The 16,829-nt window shown below is 43.9% G+C and carries 17 protein-coding genes; 3 read left to right on the top strand and 14 right to left on the bottom strand.

All coding sequences use genetic code 11. From position 1 onward, the window contains the following. Positions 1 to 33: 33 nt before the first annotated feature. From ACUB3H_RS07115 to ACUB3H_RS07085, 7 genes are read right to left on the bottom strand one after another with little or no spacing between them, the layout of a single operon-like run. Positions 34 to 510 carry a tRNA (cytidine(34)-2'-O)-methyltransferase gene (locus tag ACUB3H_RS07115; RefSeq protein WP_459129989.1) on the bottom strand — a complete coding sequence of 159 codons (477 nt, stop codon included), beginning with the start codon at positions 508 to 510 and terminating at the stop codon, positions 34 to 36. Next, a complete protein-coding gene (locus tag ACUB3H_RS07110; protein WP_459129988.1) occupies positions 507 to 812 on the bottom strand; it encodes a heavy metal-binding domain-containing protein in 306 nt (101 codons plus the stop codon). Before ACUB3H_RS07110 ends, ACUB3H_RS07115 begins: the two co-directional genes overlap by 4 nt. Then, the gene (nth, locus tag ACUB3H_RS07105; protein WP_459129987.1) at positions 796 to 1,434 is read right to left on the bottom strand and encodes an endonuclease III; all 639 of its coding nucleotides are present in this window, start codon (positions 1,432 to 1,434) and stop codon (positions 796 to 798) included. The genes ACUB3H_RS07110 and nth overlap by 17 nt, the downstream gene beginning before the upstream one ends. Continuing rightward, a complete protein-coding gene (locus ACUB3H_RS07100) occupies positions 1,431 to 3,431 on the bottom strand; it encodes a glycine C-acetyltransferase (protein ID WP_459129986.1) in 2,001 nt (666 codons plus the stop codon). Before ACUB3H_RS07100 ends, nth begins: the two co-directional genes overlap by 4 nt. Continuing rightward, positions 3,428 to 5,053, bottom strand: a complete 1,626-nt coding sequence (locus ACUB3H_RS07095; protein WP_459129985.1) for a PP2C family protein-serine/threonine phosphatase — start codon at positions 5,051 to 5,053, stop codon at positions 3,428 to 3,430. The genes ACUB3H_RS07100 and ACUB3H_RS07095 overlap by 4 nt, the downstream gene beginning before the upstream one ends. Next, the gene (locus tag ACUB3H_RS07090; protein WP_459129984.1) at positions 5,050 to 5,754 is read right to left on the bottom strand and encodes a hypothetical protein; all 705 of its coding nucleotides are present in this window, start codon (positions 5,752 to 5,754) and stop codon (positions 5,050 to 5,052) included. Before ACUB3H_RS07090 ends, ACUB3H_RS07095 begins: the two co-directional genes overlap by 4 nt. Before the next feature lie 7 nt (positions 5,755 to 5,761). Next, the gene (locus tag ACUB3H_RS07085; RefSeq protein WP_459129983.1) at positions 5,762 to 6,655 is read right to left on the bottom strand and encodes a pseudouridine synthase; all 894 of its coding nucleotides are present in this window, start codon (positions 6,653 to 6,655) and stop codon (positions 5,762 to 5,764) included. A 61-nt stretch (positions 6,656 to 6,716) separates the two neighbouring features. Here ACUB3H_RS07085 and ACUB3H_RS07080 point away from each other — a divergent pair, with 61 nt between their 5' ends. The 3 genes from ACUB3H_RS07080 to ACUB3H_RS07070 are packed head-to-tail and all read left to right on the top strand — an operon-like array spanning position 6,717 to position 9,432. Continuing rightward, entirely contained in the window at positions 6,717 to 7,232 is a 516-nt protein-coding gene (locus ACUB3H_RS07080) for a hypothetical protein (RefSeq protein WP_459129982.1), read from the top strand. An 11-nt stretch (positions 7,233 to 7,243) separates the two neighbouring features. After that, positions 7,244 to 8,173 (top strand): class II fructose-1,6-bisphosphate aldolase, encoded by a 930-nt coding sequence (gene fba / locus ACUB3H_RS07075; RefSeq protein WP_459129981.1) that lies wholly within the window; start codon positions 7,244 to 7,246, stop codon positions 8,171 to 8,173. Positions 8,174 to 8,208: 35 nt separating this feature from the next. After that, positions 8,209 to 9,432 carry an aminopeptidase gene (locus ACUB3H_RS07070; protein WP_459129980.1) on the top strand — a complete coding sequence of 408 codons (1,224 nt, stop codon included), beginning with the start codon at positions 8,209 to 8,211 and terminating at the stop codon, positions 9,430 to 9,432. Here the strand turns inward: ACUB3H_RS07070 and ACUB3H_RS07065 are convergent. The 7 genes from ACUB3H_RS07065 to ACUB3H_RS07035 form a co-directional block, all read right to left on the bottom strand. Continuing rightward, positions 9,425 to 9,796, bottom strand: coding sequence for a prepilin peptidase (locus tag ACUB3H_RS07065; protein ID WP_459129979.1), 372 nt, complete (start codon positions 9,794 to 9,796; stop codon positions 9,425 to 9,427). The genes ACUB3H_RS07070 and ACUB3H_RS07065 overlap by 8 nt on opposite strands. A gap of 42 nt (positions 9,797 to 9,838) precedes the next feature. Beyond that, positions 9,839 to 10,420, bottom strand: a complete 582-nt coding sequence (locus tag ACUB3H_RS07060; RefSeq protein ID WP_459129978.1) for a hypothetical protein — start codon at positions 10,418 to 10,420, stop codon at positions 9,839 to 9,841. A gap of 38 nt (positions 10,421 to 10,458) precedes the next feature. Beyond that, positions 10,459 to 11,955, bottom strand: coding sequence for a Ppx/GppA phosphatase family protein (locus tag ACUB3H_RS07055; RefSeq protein WP_459129977.1), 1,497 nt, complete (start codon positions 11,953 to 11,955; stop codon positions 10,459 to 10,461). Continuing rightward, positions 11,948 to 13,999 (bottom strand): polyphosphate kinase 1, encoded by a 2,052-nt coding sequence (ppk1, locus tag ACUB3H_RS07050; RefSeq protein ID WP_459129976.1) that lies wholly within the window; start codon positions 13,997 to 13,999, stop codon positions 11,948 to 11,950. Before ppk1 ends, ACUB3H_RS07055 begins: the two co-directional genes overlap by 8 nt. Then, complete coding sequence (locus ACUB3H_RS07045; RefSeq protein ID WP_459129975.1) at positions 13,996 to 15,492, bottom strand: Ppx/GppA phosphatase family protein; 1,497 nt, start codon at positions 15,490 to 15,492, stop codon at positions 13,996 to 13,998. The genes ppk1 and ACUB3H_RS07045 overlap by 4 nt, the downstream gene beginning before the upstream one ends. Positions 15,493 to 15,566: 74 nt before the next feature. Further along, positions 15,567 to 16,229 (bottom strand): hypothetical protein, encoded by a 663-nt coding sequence (locus ACUB3H_RS07040; RefSeq protein ID WP_459129974.1) that lies wholly within the window; start codon positions 16,227 to 16,229, stop codon positions 15,567 to 15,569. Then, positions 16,226 to 16,807 (bottom strand): GNAT family N-acetyltransferase, encoded by a 582-nt coding sequence (locus ACUB3H_RS07035; RefSeq protein ID WP_459129973.1) that lies wholly within the window; start codon positions 16,805 to 16,807, stop codon positions 16,226 to 16,228. The genes ACUB3H_RS07040 and ACUB3H_RS07035 overlap by 4 nt, the downstream gene beginning before the upstream one ends. Positions 16,808 to 16,829: the final 22 nt, after the last annotated feature.

Below are 16,829 nucleotides of genomic sequence, written 5' to 3'. Positions count from 1 at the left end.
TGACATCATTGTAGCACAATAAGCCGAAATTAGCTATAGAATCTTGCCTTTTTGTAACCTTCCCTGTTGCCTCAAAACCTCGTAAAGAACGATGGCTACGCTATTTGATAAGTTTAAGGAACGGAGTCCTTCGCGGTCAAACATAGGAATCGTAATTCGCCCGGTTTTTAGCTTTTCGTGAAGCCAGTCGGGAGCGCCACTCGCTTCCGAACCAAAGACGAGGACCACATCTGTACCGAAAGATTCCTCGGTGTATGAGGAGGTCGCTTTCGTTGTTAGTAGGTACATAGGAAGATCTTTATAAAGCTTATAAAAGCTCTCAAAGTCGTCGTGAATTTGAAGTTCTAACTTGTCCCAGTAATCGAGTCCCGAACGCTTAAGCGTCTTTTGGTCCATCGAAAAACCTAAGGGACGGATGAGATGAAGGACCGATTGTGTGAGCGCACACGTCCTTGCGATGTTACCTGTGTTCTGTGGAATATCAGGTTCAAAGAGCACGACGTGGATCATCTTCTTACAACTCCATCCCCCGAAAAGACGATGAGAATGGTCGATGAAAACATGCGCTCGACGTTTAAGGAAGCGTTAAAGATCGCATCGAGACCCTTTTCCTCGATGCTTTTTCGAACCTTTTCAAGGACTTCTTTAATCGCCGTTTGAATGAGCTCTTCGTATTCTGGAATCTTTGCCTCTGAAAGCGTTTTAAAGAGCACCGAAAAGTCGTCTTTCATGCTAGAACTTACGACGACACAGTCGGTGATGAGTTCTTTAAATTCATATTCTTTGGGATCAAAGCTATTTTTTTGTATCATGGATACCTCTCTTCGGGCAGAACTTCTCTAGGTCACATGCGTTACACTTGGGGCTTCTCGCAGAACATACTCTTCGCCCTAAAAAGATGAGTCTGTGGTGCATGATGGACCATAGGCTCTTATCTAAGATGCGTTCGAGGTCCTTTTGGACTTTGTCGGGATCTGTTTCTTTTGTTAGACCCAGGCGAAAACTGACACGTTTGACGTGCGTGTCGACGGCGATGGCAGGAACGTCAAAGCCGTTTGATAAGACGACGCTCGCTGTCTTATTCCCTACCCCAGGAAGGCGAACGAGTTCTTCTCTTGTCGATGGAACGGATGAATGAAACTCTTCAATGAGCATCTTTGCCATGCCCTGAAGATTCTTTGCTTTCGTTCGATACATTCCGATCGACTGAATGATCTCTTCAAGGTGTGCGGGTTCCATCGCTAAGAGCTCTGAAGGACCAGGTGCCTCTTTAAAGAGTACCTTTGTCACCTGATTGACCCTGACGTCTGTCGTCTGGGCAGAAAGAATGGTCGCGACTAAGAGCTCAAAGGGGTTCGTAAAGTCAAGTTCTGCCTTGGCATCGGGAAACATCCCCTCCAAGGCAGAAACAATTTTTGTTACTTTTTGAGTCACTTGATGATGCCTAATTCTCTACCGACTTCACCAAAGATACGAGCAGCTTCTTTGAGGTCTTCTTTGTTGTGTGCAGCACTGACCATGCAACGTAGTCTTCCTGTTCCTCTTGGAACGGTTGGGAATACGATCGGTGAAACGAAGACACCCTTTTCTTTAAGAGCACGTGAGAATTCCATAGTCTTTGCTTCTTCTCCAACGATAACTGGAGTAATCGGTGTCTCAGAGTGACCCGTGTTAAAGCCAAGCTTTCCGAGCTCTTCTTTGAAGTAACGAGCGTTATCCCAGAGCTTATCAGTATACTCGCTTGATTCCATGAGCATCTTTACAGCTTCAATGAGTGCTCCACAGCTTGCTGGTGTTAGAGAAGTACTGAAGAGAATGGGACGACCACGGTGTGATAACCAGTCGTACATGACCTTACTTCCTGCAACGTAGCCACCGATGACACCGAGGGCCTTTGAAAGCGTTCCGATAATGAAGTCTACGCGGCCGTGTAGTTTAAAGTGGTCGACTGTTCCGCGTCCATTTTCACCGAGAACACCAGAACCGTGAGCGTCATCTACGTAGGTAAGAGCTCCGTATTTTTCAGCGAGGTCTACGATTTCAGGAAGCTTTGCAATATCTCCGTCCATGCTGAAGACACCGTCTGTGATGATGAGGCGTGTGTTGTACTTTCCTTCCGTTTCTTTAAGGATGCGCTCTAAGTCAGCCATGTCGCTGTGCTTAAAGACAGCTTTATCTGCTTTGGAAAGACGAACGCCGTCGATGATCGATGCGTGGTTTAATTCATCACTAATGATGAGGTCGCCTTTATCAGTAATCGCTTGAATGGTACCAGCGTTGCAGTTGAAGCCCGATTGGTAGACCATGACAGCTTCTTCGCGCTTAAATTCAGCGAGGATCTTTTCGAGGTCTTCGTGGATCTTTAAGTTTCCGATGATCGTACGAACAGCACCACTTCCTGCACCGTATTCTTCAATGGCACGGATGGAAGCCTTTTTAATACGATCGTGGTTGGCAAAGCCTAAGTAGTTATTTGCTGAAAGGTTAATAACTTCTTTTCCGTCGAGGATGATTCTTCCACCATTCGGTCCTTCGAGGATAGGAAGCTTGCGGTAAACGCCGTCTTTCTTTAGGCCATCGATCTTTTCTTTGAGATAACCTAGTTCGTGAATATTTTCCATTCTTCTACTCCTTTTATTCCAGCTTAAATTTCGAACGAGAGTCTTCTTCCCTATCCAGGCGAAGTCTCTCTCTTGGTACCTTTGTTTAAACTCTCGGTTCGAAAGATCGAAATCCGTCACCGTAAAGATGAAGTCCGGATCCATCTCTTGAACCTTATTGTAGGGGCAGGCTTTTTGACACTCATCACAGCCATAGAGAAAGCCGTTGAGGTCTGAAAAGATCGCCTCTTTATCTTGGGTCAATGCACTTACACAGCGCGTCAAATCGCCACTTCTTAACGCACCTACCGTACATTTTAGCACACACCTTTTACAACTTCCACACGTAGCTTCGAGCGGTTGATCGGGCTCCAATTCTTTCTCCAAAAGGATCACGCCGATGTTCGTAGCACTCCCTAGTCTAGGGTGAATGAGGAAGTGATTTTTTCCTATAAAACCGAGGCCTGCCCTTGCTGCAAGACGTCTTTCAAGGAGTCCCTCGGTGTCACAGAGTGCGACGCTTTTAAAAGGCATCTTCTCTTGAATGGCTTCTAGAATCGTTCGAACGGTCAGATGATAGTCTATTTTTGCCGCACTCGCCGTTTTAAACTCATTCTCTTTTAGAGCGTTTTCAAAGAGATCGTAGCCCTTAAGGATCACCATTGCACTCTTTGCTTCAGGAAAGTGAGCTAAGGGAGAGATGCGCTTTTTTTCATCGTGACAGGCAAAGTGAAAAGGAAGCGGGGCTACTGGTCCTAAGGGTTCAACGGTTGTAAATCCTACGGCATCCGCCCCGCACTTTAGCGCAAGCTCTCTCAATTCTTCCTTCAACTGTCCACCTGCATGATAAAGTAGCTCACGTCGTCAATGAGTTCATGACGATACGGTTCGATGCGCTTTTTAATCTCTTCATCGATGGTCTGTAGTGAAGAATCTGTATGCTCTAGGAAGATCTCTTGAATATCTTGTATCGTCATCGAGAAAGGCTGGCGATCATCAAAGAGTCCATCGGTTGAAAAGAGGATGCGATCGCCCTTAAATAGCTGAAGTTTCACGTCGGTGTACTCGGGTTTAAAGACATCGCCCATTTTACAGATGGGGAATCCACTCGATTGATCGAGTTCAATAATGTCGCCATTTTGCCTAAAGAGAATGGGAAGCGTATTGAGTCCACCGTTTGAGTAGGTAAAGATTCCTTTCTTCATGTCGTAAGTCATGATCATGATAACCATATGCATCTCATCAGGGAAGTTCATCTGATTGAATTCGTCGTAGAGATGCGAGAGGTTTCTCGAGGGCTTATCACTCATGTAGCGCTTAATTAGAGGCGATGAGGAGCGGATGTAGTTATAACTATAGACATTAATGAGGGCAGCATTGATGCCGTGACCTGAAACGTCTAGAATGTACATTCCAACTCGATCGTCGTCGATCTCATAGATGTCGAAGAAGTCTCCACTCATTCGCTCGCAGGCGAAGTTCTCACTGATAAAAGAAACGGTTCGATAGCTAATTTCTCTTGCGGGCATCATGGAGCGCTGTAGTTCTTTCGCAGCATTGATTTCATTGCTTAAGGTCTCGTTCATCTCCATCAAGCTCTTCGTACGCTCTTCAATGAGTTGTTCGAGGTTATTGGTATAAATATCCTTTTGATGGTTCATGTCTTCGACTTCACGCGTATAGGAACTGAAGAGTTCTTTATAAAAGCCTGTGAGGACATAGAGAAAACCGATCACACGGAAGGTCGATATGAGAAGACTTTGAGATGGTCTCACCTCATTCGAATAGATGGGATACATGAAGGTCGCAAGGTGAAGAATTCCTAAGAATAGGATGTATTTGGCATTTAAGTCATTCTCCGCAAGGTACTTCATGAGGTAACCGATGAGGTTAATAAAGACAAGCACCATGAGAATCGCCATGACGACGACGTCATTCACCTTGCTCGTGGCATGAATGAGGTTATAGACGCCAAAAATCCAAAGCGTAATGAGTATGAGAAGCACTGGTACATAGCGAAGAGGCAGCTTGATCCTCATATTTTTATGAACGAGTGCTAGTTTAATTAAAAGAAGTGACAAGATGACAAGTGCCATGATGAGGCTAAGCTGCGTGACATTATCTGGCCCAAAATAGGGAATCTCGATGGCTGTCGCAAAGCCTGAAACAATTTGAGTAAAGTACGTGAAGGTTAAAAGGAAGCTTGCAATACCTAAGATGAGCGGTCTCGCTTCTCTAAAAATCGCAAAGGAATAGAGGTTTACGAAGGTAGAGCTCGCTGCCAAGATGAGGATTAAAAGATCTAAAATGAGCTGAATGGGAAAAGCTTTATCACTGACGATGCGATCGATGACATCGTTTACAAGCAACGACGAACTAAGCCCCAAATAGACGAGTGCTACCAGGGAATAGATAATGATCGTTAACGTCCTTTTTCTAGCTTCTGTAATCACTTATTTTTTAGCTCCCTTAAAATGTGCTCATTGAGTCTTCTGTACTTGGAGTCGTAAACGCGTACTCCGGCAACCTCTAAAGCTTGTCGCAATCTGTTTACGAGTTCCTGGGTATCTGAAAAGACTTCATTTATCGATTCTTCTCCACTCGCGCCAAAGCCATGGCCTACGATGGAGTTATTTCTGAGTTCAATGACGCGTCGCATGCGTTCATCGGTTAAGAGGTCGATGACTTTTAGCATGTCTTTGTCATCGCGGTGGTTTCTTCGGTAGTATTCTTCGACGCTAAAAATGATGTTTCCACCATGAATTTGATAGCGTCTTCGTAAGCGGTCGATCAAAAAGTTTTCTTCAAAGGCGCGGTTATAGATGTCGATTTTTCCCGAGAACTCTTTTTTAGCAAAGATAAACTTAAAAAAGGCTTCGTTAAATCGATAAATGCGTCCTAAAAAGTCCGTGAATTGCCCTTGAGCTCTTTGAATTTCAATGCTGTACATGAGTTCACTAAAGACCGCATTGGCATCGCCTTCTTCAAGATCTAAGAAGTTCTTCTGTAAAAGTTCTCTAAAAGGAGCATCGAGGTCGTCTTGAATGCGATCGAAGACGCGTCTTGCACGATTAAACTCAAAATCTAAGCTCAATTCTCCTATACGTAAGAGTGCATAGAGAAGGCTATCACTTTCTGGAAGCAAGAGCTTCATAAGAAGCCTATACTGATATGTTTCGACATGTCCTTGTATTTCCTGGTAGGGGATCATGAGAAAACTCCTTTCGTACGAGGTCTCTGAAGCGGTTTTCTATATAGCGCACATGAAACGATTCGAATTCTAGTTCATAAGCTTCGAGCTCCTGATGTCCCTTGCCCTTACCGTACTTGGGGTCCCCTAGTACGGGATGGCCGAGGTAGCGACTTACAGCTCGAATTTGATGACTCTTTCCTGTAATGAGTTCAACGCGAACGAGTGAACATCTTTCATTTGAAGCGAGTGGCGTGAACCGAGTTTCTGTAGGAACACCTCGTTCGCTCACAACGCTCTCGTTTTTTTCATGGTCTTTTAAGAGCTTTACACGTACAAGCTCCTCATTCTTCATTGTACCAAACAAGAGCGCTAAATAATATTTTTTTATTCCACCTTGGCGCATCGTTTCATTTAAACTTTTAAGCCTTTCATAGGTCTTAGAAAAGAGAACGAGTCCCGATGTATTCCGGTCTAATCGGCTTACAGGAGACGGCGCAAAGGTCGGTGTAATGAGTTCACTTAAGTAGGTCTGAACAAGACCTGTAAGGCTCACTTCCCCCTTTTTATCGGGGATCGTCTTTAAACCCTTTACCTTGTAGACGACGAGAATTTCTTCATCTTCATAGATGATGGGAAGTTCCCCGTGAAAGACTTCTTTTTCTACGGTTTGGGTCTCAGTAAAAATTGTGAGTGTATCGCCTAACTTCAATCGGTATTCAGGTTTTGACTTTAGACCATTTACGAGCACCTTCTTTGTTCGAATGAGTTTAAAGATCTCACTTAAGGAGTGATCTTTTAAGCGCTTACGTAAATATCGATCGAGTCTTTGGTCACTATTGGTGAGGTCGATGTCAATTTCCATCCGCCCTCCTTTCGTTGCGTCTCAGGTGCTTTTATGGTAAATTATCATTGAGGTGATAACAATGCTTGAGAAGCTTAAAAATGTATTTTATGACGTCAGTGATTTCCTGATTACTCTCGTCATCCTACTGATCATCGTAATCAGTATATCATTCATCATGAACAATAGCCTAGGGCTCAACCTAAGTAAGGAAAGTATTTTTGATACGCTTAATAATAAGCCTGCTCCAGAGCCAGCTACGACGGTATCGAACGAGCCGGTAAAAATTCCGACGACAGAACCGGTTAAGGAACAATCTTCTGAACCGACGCTCACTACAGAGCCTGTTCGTCCCGTTCAATCGAATGAGCCTGTGGCACCTGTCGTAGAACGTAAAAAGGTTAAGATCAGCGTTCAAGATAAGACCACCTGGCGCATGATCGCTTCCGCACTCGTCAATAATGGAGTCATTGAAGACGGAGATGCCTTTATTCAAGAAATTGCTCACCAAGGGCTCGACACCAAGCTAAAACCTGGTAACTTTACCTTCGAAGAGGGTATGACCATACAAGAAGTTATTGATGTCATGTTCAAGTAAAAGGAGTTATTATGCCACTAGTAACGAGTAAAGAGCTATTTCAAAAAGCCTATGAAGGAAAATATGCCATTGGCGCATTCAACGTCAATAACATGGAAATCATTCAAGGTATTATCACTGCAGGAATTGCAACAGGAAGTCCACTCATTCTTCAAGTAAGTGCGGGAGCTAGAAAGTATGCAAAGCCCATGTACTTAAAGAAACTTGTGGAAGCAGCACTCATCGAAGCACCTGAACTCGATATCGTGTTGCACTTAGACCACGGTGATAGCTTCGAACTCTGTAAAGGAGTCATCGACGACGGATTCACTTCTGTCATGATCGACGGTAGTCACCTACCCTTTGAAGAGAATATCGCACTTACAAAGCAAGTTGTTGAATATGCTCACGACAAGGGTGTGACGGTAGAAGCAGAGCTAGGAAAGCTCGCTGGTGTCGAAGATGAAGTCAATGTCAGTGCAGAAAATGCAACCTACACGGATCCTGATCAAGCGAAAGAATTTGTAGAACGCACGGGCTGTGATTCCCTCGCCATTGCGATCGGAACATCACACGGTGCTTATAAGTTCAAAGGCACACCAAAGCTCGATATCGAAAGACTTAAGCGCATTCAAAGCCTTCTACCAGGCTTCCCACTTGTTCTTCACGGTGCAAGTAGCGTCATCCCAGCTTTCGTAGAAATGAATAATACCTACGGAGCAGAGATTCCTGGAGCACTCGGTGTTCCGGAAGAGCTTATCCGCGAAGCTACAAAGTATGGTGTCTGCAAAGTAAACATCGACAGTGATATTCGTCTTGCGATGACGGGTGTCATTCGAAAAGCGCTACACGACGATCCATCGAACTTCGACCCGAGAAAGTACTTAGGTGAAGCGAGAAAAGCAGTCGCCGAAATGGTAGAACACAAAATCCGAACCGTACTCGGAAGTGCTACAAAATAAAAGTGGGGCAACCCACTTTTTTCATGGAGAAAAAAATGAAAAACTATTTAAAAAACTATGCAAGCATCCTCATTGAAATGGGTGTACAAACGCATCCCGGACAAATTCTAACAATCAATATCGACCCCAGAGATCACGAATTTGCTCTGATGCTCGCTGAAAAAGCTTATGAAAAAGGAGCAAAAGAAGTACGCGTTCACTTTAGCGATACGCGCCTCGATCGACTTTTTTATAAGCACGCTTCCGATGAGATCTTAACCAAGATCGAACCCTACGAAGTTGAACGACTCAATAGTATTGAATTTGACGATCACGCACGCCTAAGCGTGAGAAGACAGACCTTCGAAACCTTCCGTGACGTCGACACTTCAAGAATCAGTCTTCGAAATAAGATGGTTCTACCAAAGCTCGGACCCTCTCGCATCCTTACGAGTAAGAGTCTTCGCACATGGTGCCTTGGAAATATTGTAAATGAAGAATGGGCACGAGCGATCTTCCCTGATAAATCGACAGAAGAAGCAATGGAACTCTTATCAAAGCACTTCTACTCCATCGTTAGAGCTGATCTAGAAGACCCGATCGGAGCTTGGAAAGCCCATGCAAAGAACTTAAAAGAGAAAAGAGATACGCTCAATAGCCTTCAAATTAAGAGCTTGCACTTTGAAAGTAATACAGCAGATCTTACCATTGATATCATCGATAAACACTACTGGCAAGGCGGCGAAAAGGTAAATGAATTTGGTCATTCCTTTATCGCAAACCTCCCAACAGAAGAAGTCCACACGATGCCTGAAAAGACTGGCGTCAACGGTTGGATTCGTAACACCAAGCCCCTCTACCATAACGGTCAAGAGATCGACGATTTTATCTTAGAATTTAAAGAGGGTAAGGTCGTTCATTTCGAAGCGAAGAAGGGTCAAAAAGAGCTCGAAATGATCCTCTCAGAAGACGAAGGCGCAAGCTACTTAGGAGAGGTCGCTCTCGTTCCCTTCCATTCCCCCATTAGTGACAGCGGTATCATCTTCATGGATACGCTCTTCGATGAGAACGCTTCCTGCCACTTAGCACTTGGTAATGCATATCCCGCAAGTATGGTCGGTGGTAAGGAGATGAACACCGAAGAATTAAAGAAAAACGGAGCCAACACTTCGATCACACACGTCGATTTCATGGTCGGTTCCAGTGATCTTTCGATTACAGCGACGCTAAAAGACGGAAGCCAGAAGAAGATCTTTACCAATGGTGCCTGGGCTATATAAGAAGAGCCCCCAAACAAAGGAAGGGACCAAAGGGAATGGAACTCTTTCGATCGAGGACTTTAAAGATTAAGAGTACGATCGAAAGAAGGCCTGCACTAAGAAAGCTAAAAGCTACAATCTCTAACGGAGATCCCTTCCAAAGGACGAGCGCAAAGAGAAGCTTTACATCGCCAAAGCCTAGCTTTCCATAAAAGAGAAAGTAGATAAGCACGGCGATAAGAAAGCTTATGATTGCACTTATAAAGTTATTCGTCCGAAAAACATTTACAAGTGCAAGGAGTGCCACCCACTCGTTCGGTATGGTCTTCGATTTTAGATCTTCAATTGAAATTCCTAAGGTAATAAAAAAACATAGACTATCCATATGGATAGTCTATGTTACCTTTTTAAGAGTTAGAAGCCTTCTTTATTCGTTTTCCTTAACGGATTCTACTTCTTCTTTTACGTCTTCTACTTTTTCTTGAACGTTTTCCTTGACTTCTTCTACTTTTTCTTGAACGTCTTCTTTGACTTCTTCAGCAGTCTCTACGACTTCTTCTTTCACGTCTTCAACCGTTTCGATGATAGGCTCTTGCTTCTTTTCAACGAACTCTTTGATGTCTTCCGTCTTTTCTGAAACGAAATCCTTTGTCGATTCGTAAGCAGTCTTTGCTCCACCGACGACAGCTTCCTTCGTATTCGAAACGACTTCCTTCATGTGATCACCAAAGCTTGTGATGGTTTGAAGTTGTTCTTCGAGACCTACGATGTCATCTTGGTTCATCTTAATTTGGTCAAATTCAACGCGTAGTGCTTCGTCAGTTACGTGTCCTGCTTGATAATCTTCAAAAGCCTTCTTACCGATAGCGATAAAGCTCTCTTCGATCGCTTTTTTTCGCTTAGAAATTTCTGTTTTAATCTTTGCTTGATCTTTTACGTCGTTTGCAATTTCACTCGTCTTACGGGCAACATCCGATAATGTGTGTTTTAAATCGTCTAAAAATGACATATTTGCCTCCTTTATTGGGTCAGAGTATCTCTACCCCATTATTTGGGGTCAAAAACGAATTTTACGCGATACTTCTTTTCAAAAAGAGATAAAACACTGTAGGCTGCTTTTTCTTCAAGGCTTGAACTCTCACCAGGTTTGAGTTCAATGTGAATCTCATCCTTTTCTCGAATAAAGCGCGTCACCTTTTGTGATTCTGAGCGGTCGAGTTTTTCTGCAATACTTAAGAAGAGTGCGAGCTCCTTGGTGCGTTCAAACTCTTCTAATCCGATGACTTTAGCGTATGGTAGGAGGTCAAAGTGAATGGGTTTTCCGCGGTGGAAGCCGATTAAAAGGGCGACCTTAATAATCTCTTCATCCGTTAATCCGTACATGCCACTTTGAATCATGAGGTAGAATCCATGCAGGTGATGCGAGTAATAGTCGATGTGCATTCCCATGTCATGGAGTCTTCCCGCAACCTCTAAGAGCTTGCGGTCATTTTCTGTAAAGGCTTCACCTTTTAAGAGATCGAAGAGTTCTGTCGCTAAGTAGGCGACGTACCTTCCGTGGTCACGATTGACTCTACACTGCTTTTCGAGGTTTTCTAAACTCGCTTCTTTTACGTCACTTACGACATCAGAGCCGTGGTAGAGATTATTATAAAGGCGATAAAAGTATCCTTCTCGCAGTCCACTCATACTGATTCGAATCGATTCTGGTCGAAGGACATTGATTAATTCGATTAAGGGAGCGATACCATTTCTTAAGATGTCACTACGAGAAATACTGACTCCTGGAAGGTTTCGAATCGTTTCATCGCTTGAGACGGTAATTAGCTTTACAAGCTTTTTCGCATCGTTAAGCGAAAGCTTGTAATTGTGAATGGGATAAAGCGGCCAACCGTCCATGGCCCGTTGCATCTTTGCAATGGTTCGAATCGTTCCTCCGAGACCTATGATTGGAAGTCCTCTCGCTTCCTTAAGCCAAGGGAGCTTTTGAAATTCCTTTCGTATGCGAAGAATCGCCTTCTTTTGCGTCGAAAAGTTTTCCGTGAGGTTTACGCTACCAAAGGGAATGGAAGCGAGATTCTTTATAGCACGGTCTTTTATGAGAACGAGTTCTGTGCTCGCTCCTCCGATATCTACGAGCAGTGCATCGTTAAAGGCCATGGTGTTTACGCTTCCGAGGTAATCGAGTGTTCCTTCTTCATCTCCAGAAAGGACTTTAAATTCAAAGCCCGTCTCGATTGCGATGGTCTGTAGGACGAGCTCTTGGTTTGTAGCCATGCGCACAGCAGCCGTAGCTAGGGCGTGGACCTCTGTAACCTCATAACTTTGAAGGAGACTTTGAAAGAGCTTTAGCGTCGATAGGAGCCTTAATAGTGGCTCATTTTTAATGGTACGATCATCTCCCATGCCTTCGGAGAGTCGAACTTTTTCTTTCGCCTGATCTCGAAGCTGATATGTTCCGTTCTTGTCGACCTCAAAGATGTCCATGCGAACGGAGTTAGAGCCTAAGTCGATGATCGCTAGGCGTTTTTCTATATCAGTCATTTAGAATCTTCTTCAGCTCACGGTTCAGTTCTTCTGAGTTTTTATAAGAAATTCCTTTGAGTGTTTCATGAGCAAAAATGTTGGATTCTTGAGGTCGTTTCGTATACGTTCCACCGACTTGCCAGTGACTCTTTACACTATCTTTCCATAGGAGTTCAAAGGTCAAGCGAACGCGTTCACGGTTCACTGGATCTAAGACAGGAAACATCAATTCGATACGGCGATCGAGGTTTCTCGTCATGAGGTCTGCACTCGCAAGGAAGGTGTCATCGGGCTTCGCGTTTTCAAAGCAGTAGATGCGTTCGTGCTCTAGGAATTCACCGACGATCGACTTCACTTCAATGTTTTCACTTAAGCCTTCAACACCTGCAACGAGAGAGCAGATACCACGGACGATGAGACGAATCTTAACGCCAGCTTGGCTTGCTTCATAGAGTTTTTCGATCATGGCTCTATCGACTAAGGAGTTGATCTTAATCGACATGGAAGCACTCTTGCCAGCTTTTGCTGCAGCAATTTCCTGATCCATGAGTGCGACAATGCGCTTACGAAGAAGTGTCGGTGCATAGATGAGTCGCTCCATGGAAACTTCTTCTGCATAACCACTGATCATGTTGAAGAACTTAGATGCATCGGAACCGATATCCTCACGGGCAGTAAGGACAGACATGTCGGTGTAGAGCTTTGCGGTCTTGGAGTTGTAGTTACCTGTACCTAAATGGACATAGCGACGAATTCTCGACTTCTCGTTACGAACGACAAGGAAGATCTTAGAGTGCGTCTTAAGGCCTGGAACACCGTAAATGACGTTGGCACCTACGCGCTCAAGCTTTCTTGCCCAGTGAATGTTATTTTCTTCATCAAAGCGAGCCATAAGCTCAACGAGTACTGTGACTTGCTTTCCTTGAAGAGCTGCTTTCGTGAGTGCCTCTACGATCTTGGAGTCACTATTTACACGGTAGAGCGTCATTTTGATTGCTAAGACTTCAGGGTCATTGGCGGCTTCTACGATCGTATTTTCAATGGGATCAAAGGAATCATAAGGTAAGTGGAAAAAGAGGTCTCTTTCCTTTGCAGCTTGGAAGATGCTCTTACGTTCAATTTCCTTTAAGGGCTTGGGACGGTGTTCGGAGCCAAAGAAGCTCTTATTTCCTTGAGGTCCTTTAATGCCCATCAAAAAGCGTAAGTCGAGTGGACGGCGGAAGGTAAAGACGTCATTTTCATTGACATCGACGCTCTTTTTAATGTATTCGAGAACGTCTGGGTCATATCCTTCCTCAACCTCTAAGCGAACGACCTTACCCCAACGGCGTTGCTGAAGGGATGATTCGATCACGCGAAGGAGGTCTTCTGCACCCTCTTCATCGACCATAAGGTCTCCATTACGAGTGATACGGAAGGTTGTCACGGTCTTTACTTTTTTATTTACAAAAAGGCTTTCGAGGTTTGCTTTAATGAGGTCCTCTAAAAGTACATAGCGCGCAACTTTTGCCGTTCTATCGATCGTAATTAAGCGAGGTAGAATGGATGGAACTTGTACAAAGCTAATGAGCTTCTTTTCATCCTCTAGTGTGCAAGCTAGATAGATGGAGAAGTTCGTAAGGAGTGGAAATGGTCTATGAGCATCAGTCGCTAGAGGGGTAAGTACTGGGAAGATAAAGTCTCTGTAGTACTTTTCAAGGTCTCTTCTTTCATCCTCCGTGACATCATCCATAGAAAGGATCTCAAAGCCCTCTTTTTTCGCTTCTTCCATGACGTTCTCAAAGTAGTCATGTTGTCTCGTCGCAAGGTGGTAGGACTCTTTTCGAATGAGTTCGAGTTGTCCTTCAGGCGTGAGTCCTGCGATATCTAGCTTATCGAATTTGGCTTCGAGCTGGTCGTTTAAGCTTCCAACGCGAACCATAAAGAACTCATCGAGGTTTGATGAGAAAATGGATAGAAATTTACAGCGGTCAAAGAGCGAAAGACTCTGGTCCATCGCCTCTTCTAGGACGCGTTCGTTAAATTGGAGCCAGCTCAGCTCACGGTTCGTAAATTGATTCATTGCACTTCCTCCATTCTAAGCGTCAATCCGAATATTTTAGAGAAGATCGTCTGGGCATTTCGAAGCATCATTTCTTCGAGCACCATATTGCCTTCCCCTTCATAGCGAATCGTCAAATGATTCTTTTTAAGGTCGACCTCTTGAATCTTAATGTGTTCCCACTTCGATGCATCAAAGCTGTCAACGAGGTGTAAGATGGCAGCGATTCGAAGGTCATCGAGATTCGATGAATAGACGCTGACATCTTTTTTAATAAAACGACCAAGAATCAAGCAGATCTCACTGATTCGCTGAACCTCTTGGTTATTTAAGTTAAAGATTCGAAGGCCCGAGATCATCTTGGAGCTCGCTTCGTAGTAATCATTTAAGTCGATCGACTTACCGATTTCATGTAAAAAGGCTGCGTGTCTTAAGAGCACGAGCTCTTCTTTTTTACTTTCATACGCATCCTTTAATGCGTTCCAAATGAGTGTACCATTCTTCTCTAAGAACTTCGCATGTGCCGTATGAACGCCAAAGCGCTTCGCCACTTGATAAGATGCATTAAAGGGATCTTCGTTAAAGGAGTGATAGCGAGAACTTTCCGAAGCTCCATCAATGAGTTCTGAAATGAGTCCACTTCGTAACGAAATATCAGGAATCACGAGCTTATCACAGTGAAGGAGGTCAAAGAAGACTTTAAAGAAGACAAGACTTGCAAGCACTTCTTGCCAGTCCTTATCAGCTTTTAACGAAGCGACCTTTAGCTCTTCAAGATTTGACGTAAGGCGTTTAAAGGTCGAATAGAATTCTTCTCTCGAGATCGAACGTGAGCCATGGAAGAACGCCCTTGTAAGCGTCGTCATCTCACCGCCCATCGCGAGGTAGTGACGGATGGTCTTATTCTTAAGCACCTTTCCGATGTAGTCAACTTTCGTTGCAATATATTGCTCTAACATCTCAGCGCTGTCATTACTCATCTCTTGGAAAGCTTCTAAGATCTCACGTAGCTCTAAGCTTCCGATTCCGATCTCGTCATTACGGATGAGCTTGTCGTCTCGGTAGAAGGTCACGTCGCAACCACCGCTCGTAAGCTCTACGAGAACGGTTCCCTCTTTTCTGTACATGAGGTAGTTCTTTTCTTGATCTCTTAACGACTTATACGTAATGAATTTTTCCTGAGCATCATCGATAATTTGTACTTTAATTCCATACGCTCTTTCAATCTCATCTTGTAGAAAGGCGCGGTTATTCGCTAAACGGAAAGGGTTCGTAGCAACGGCTAGATACTTTTCCACTTTGTATTCTTTAAGGAGCCTAGAGAAATACTTCAATGTGTCCATAAGAACGGGGCGAAGGATTACTAACTGATTGGTCGTAAAGGCTTCTTCACCTAAATAAACGGTTTTCGATAGATCCTCAAGGACCGAAATGGTTCGAAGATCTGTCTGAACGATTTTCATTTTGATCGCATTACTGCCGATATCAATACCAGCGAAAACATGATTTGCCATATTTCCTCCCAGTTAACATTATAGACAAAAAGAGCATCTATATAAAAATGCTCCATGTTAAGAACAGATTAATTTTATCTCGAAGGCGTCCATTGGACTCCGACATAGCAAAAGACAATAAAGATCCAGCTGTTTCCATAAAGTGCGAGGAGGTTTGAAAAGGTAAAAAATTCCTCTGCGAGAACCTTCGATAACTCCATTTCAAGTCCAGGCGAAAGGATGATTCCCCATAGAGACGAAAGGAGTGGTCCTAAGATACTTAGCGTCATAATGACGGCAAGTAAGAATTCTTTCGGTCCTTTCGCTCTTAAATAGGCTTCTTTCATAAGATAGCCCGTAAGAACGCCTGCGATCATCTCAGAAAAGAATCCGTAGGATACGTAGCGTGTGATAAAGCTTAGGATGAGAAGTGCAAAAAATGCGCACAGTGAAGCAAAACCTAATCTCAGGAAAGAAAAGGTCCGCGGTCTTTTGTAACGCGGTCTCTTCCCTTCTTGAAGCTCGCTTAAAAGGCGTTCCGCTTCAAGTGTAAAGCTTTCAAAACGCCTCTGATCATTTTCTCTAATTCCACTCCCTTCGTAGTAACCGATGCCCCGCTTCCCTTCTTCATACACCTCAATATCATATGTTTCTGCTAACGAATGAAGTGCTTCGAGAAACGCATCAAAGTGTGGTAGCGTCTCATCTACGAGGTAGGTCTTTTCAAAGTCTGCAATATGCGTAACTAACGTAATCAAAGCGCATAATCCTTCAGTGATTCGATCGGTTGATAGAAGGGACTTTTTCGATATTCATCCTCTAAGATGTCCATGAGAATTTCATGATAAAAGCGCCCATTGTGGTAAACGACTTCCCTGCGTTCTCCGCACTTTTTAAAGCCTACCTTTTCGTAGGAACGGATGGCTCGTTCGTTAAAAGAGAAGACACAAAGGGTGATGCTATGTAGGCTTAAAACTTGAAATCCGAAGGCTAAAAGAAGAGACAACGCTTCCGTTCCTAGGCCCTTATTTCGATATTCCTTTTCACCGATAAAAAGGCCCACTTTTCCCGAGCGGTGCATGGACTGAATTTCATGCACACTTCCGATACCGATGGGCTCCTCATTTTCGATGAGGTTAATCATAAAGTGCTTGTCGTTCCCCTTTAAAGCGCTATCGAGAAATTGCTCTTCCTTCTCAACGGTCATAATTTCCGATGAAACGCCGAGACCGACCGTCACTTCAAGATCATTCACCCAGTCTGTGATGCGTTCTATATACAATTTATCGACGGGACTTAAATAGACTCTATCCCCGTGTATTAACATTCTTTTCATGATACACCTCATTTCGATTCTA

Source organism: Guggenheimella bovis (genome assembly GCF_054492335.1).
Note: the sequence above shows the minus strand (reverse complement) of the source record. Positions and strands in the feature narration are given on the sequence as shown.

What these genes read in the sequence shown, in the direction of transcription:
- ACUB3H_RS07055 (WP_459129977.1), bottom strand. Translation starts at nt 11,955, where the DNA reads ATGACTGATATAGAAAAACGCCTAGCGATCATCGACTTAGGCTCTAAC.
- ACUB3H_RS07060 (WP_459129978.1), bottom strand. Translation starts at nt 10,420, where the DNA reads ATGTCATTTTTAGACGATTTAAAACACACATTATCGGATGTTGCCCGT.
- ACUB3H_RS07085 (WP_459129983.1), bottom strand. Translation starts at nt 6,655, where the DNA reads ATGGAAATTGACATCGACCTCACCAATAGTGACCAAAGACTCGATCGA.
- ACUB3H_RS07090 (WP_459129984.1), bottom strand. Translation starts at nt 5,754, where the DNA reads ATGAAGCTCTTGCTTCCAGAAAGTGATAGCCTTCTCTATGCACTCTTA.
- ACUB3H_RS07070 (WP_459129980.1), top strand. Translation starts at nt 8,209, where the DNA reads ATGAAAAACTATTTAAAAAACTATGCAAGCATCCTCATTGAAATGGGT.
- ACUB3H_RS07035 (WP_459129973.1), bottom strand. Translation starts at nt 16,807, where the DNA reads ATGAAAAGAATGTTAATACACGGGGATAGAGTCTATTTAAGTCCCGTC.
- fba (WP_459129981.1), top strand. Translation starts at nt 7,244, where the DNA reads ATGCCACTAGTAACGAGTAAAGAGCTATTTCAAAAAGCCTATGAAGGA.
- ACUB3H_RS07080 (WP_459129982.1), top strand. Translation starts at nt 6,717, where the DNA reads ATGCTTGAGAAGCTTAAAAATGTATTTTATGACGTCAGTGATTTCCTG.
- ACUB3H_RS07045 (WP_459129975.1), bottom strand. Translation starts at nt 15,492, where the DNA reads ATGGCAAATCATGTTTTCGCTGGTATTGATATCGGCAGTAATGCGATC.
- ACUB3H_RS07115 (WP_459129989.1), bottom strand. Translation starts at nt 510, where the DNA reads ATGATCCACGTCGTGCTCTTTGAACCTGATATTCCACAGAACACAGGT.
- ACUB3H_RS07110 (WP_459129988.1), bottom strand. Translation starts at nt 812, where the DNA reads ATGATACAAAAAAATAGCTTTGATCCCAAAGAATATGAATTTAAAGAA.
- ACUB3H_RS07065 (WP_459129979.1), bottom strand. Translation starts at nt 9,796, where the DNA reads ATGGATAGTCTATGTTTTTTTATTACCTTAGGAATTTCAATTGAAGAT.
- ppk1 (WP_459129976.1), bottom strand. Translation starts at nt 13,999, where the DNA reads ATGAATCAATTTACGAACCGTGAGCTGAGCTGGCTCCAATTTAACGAA.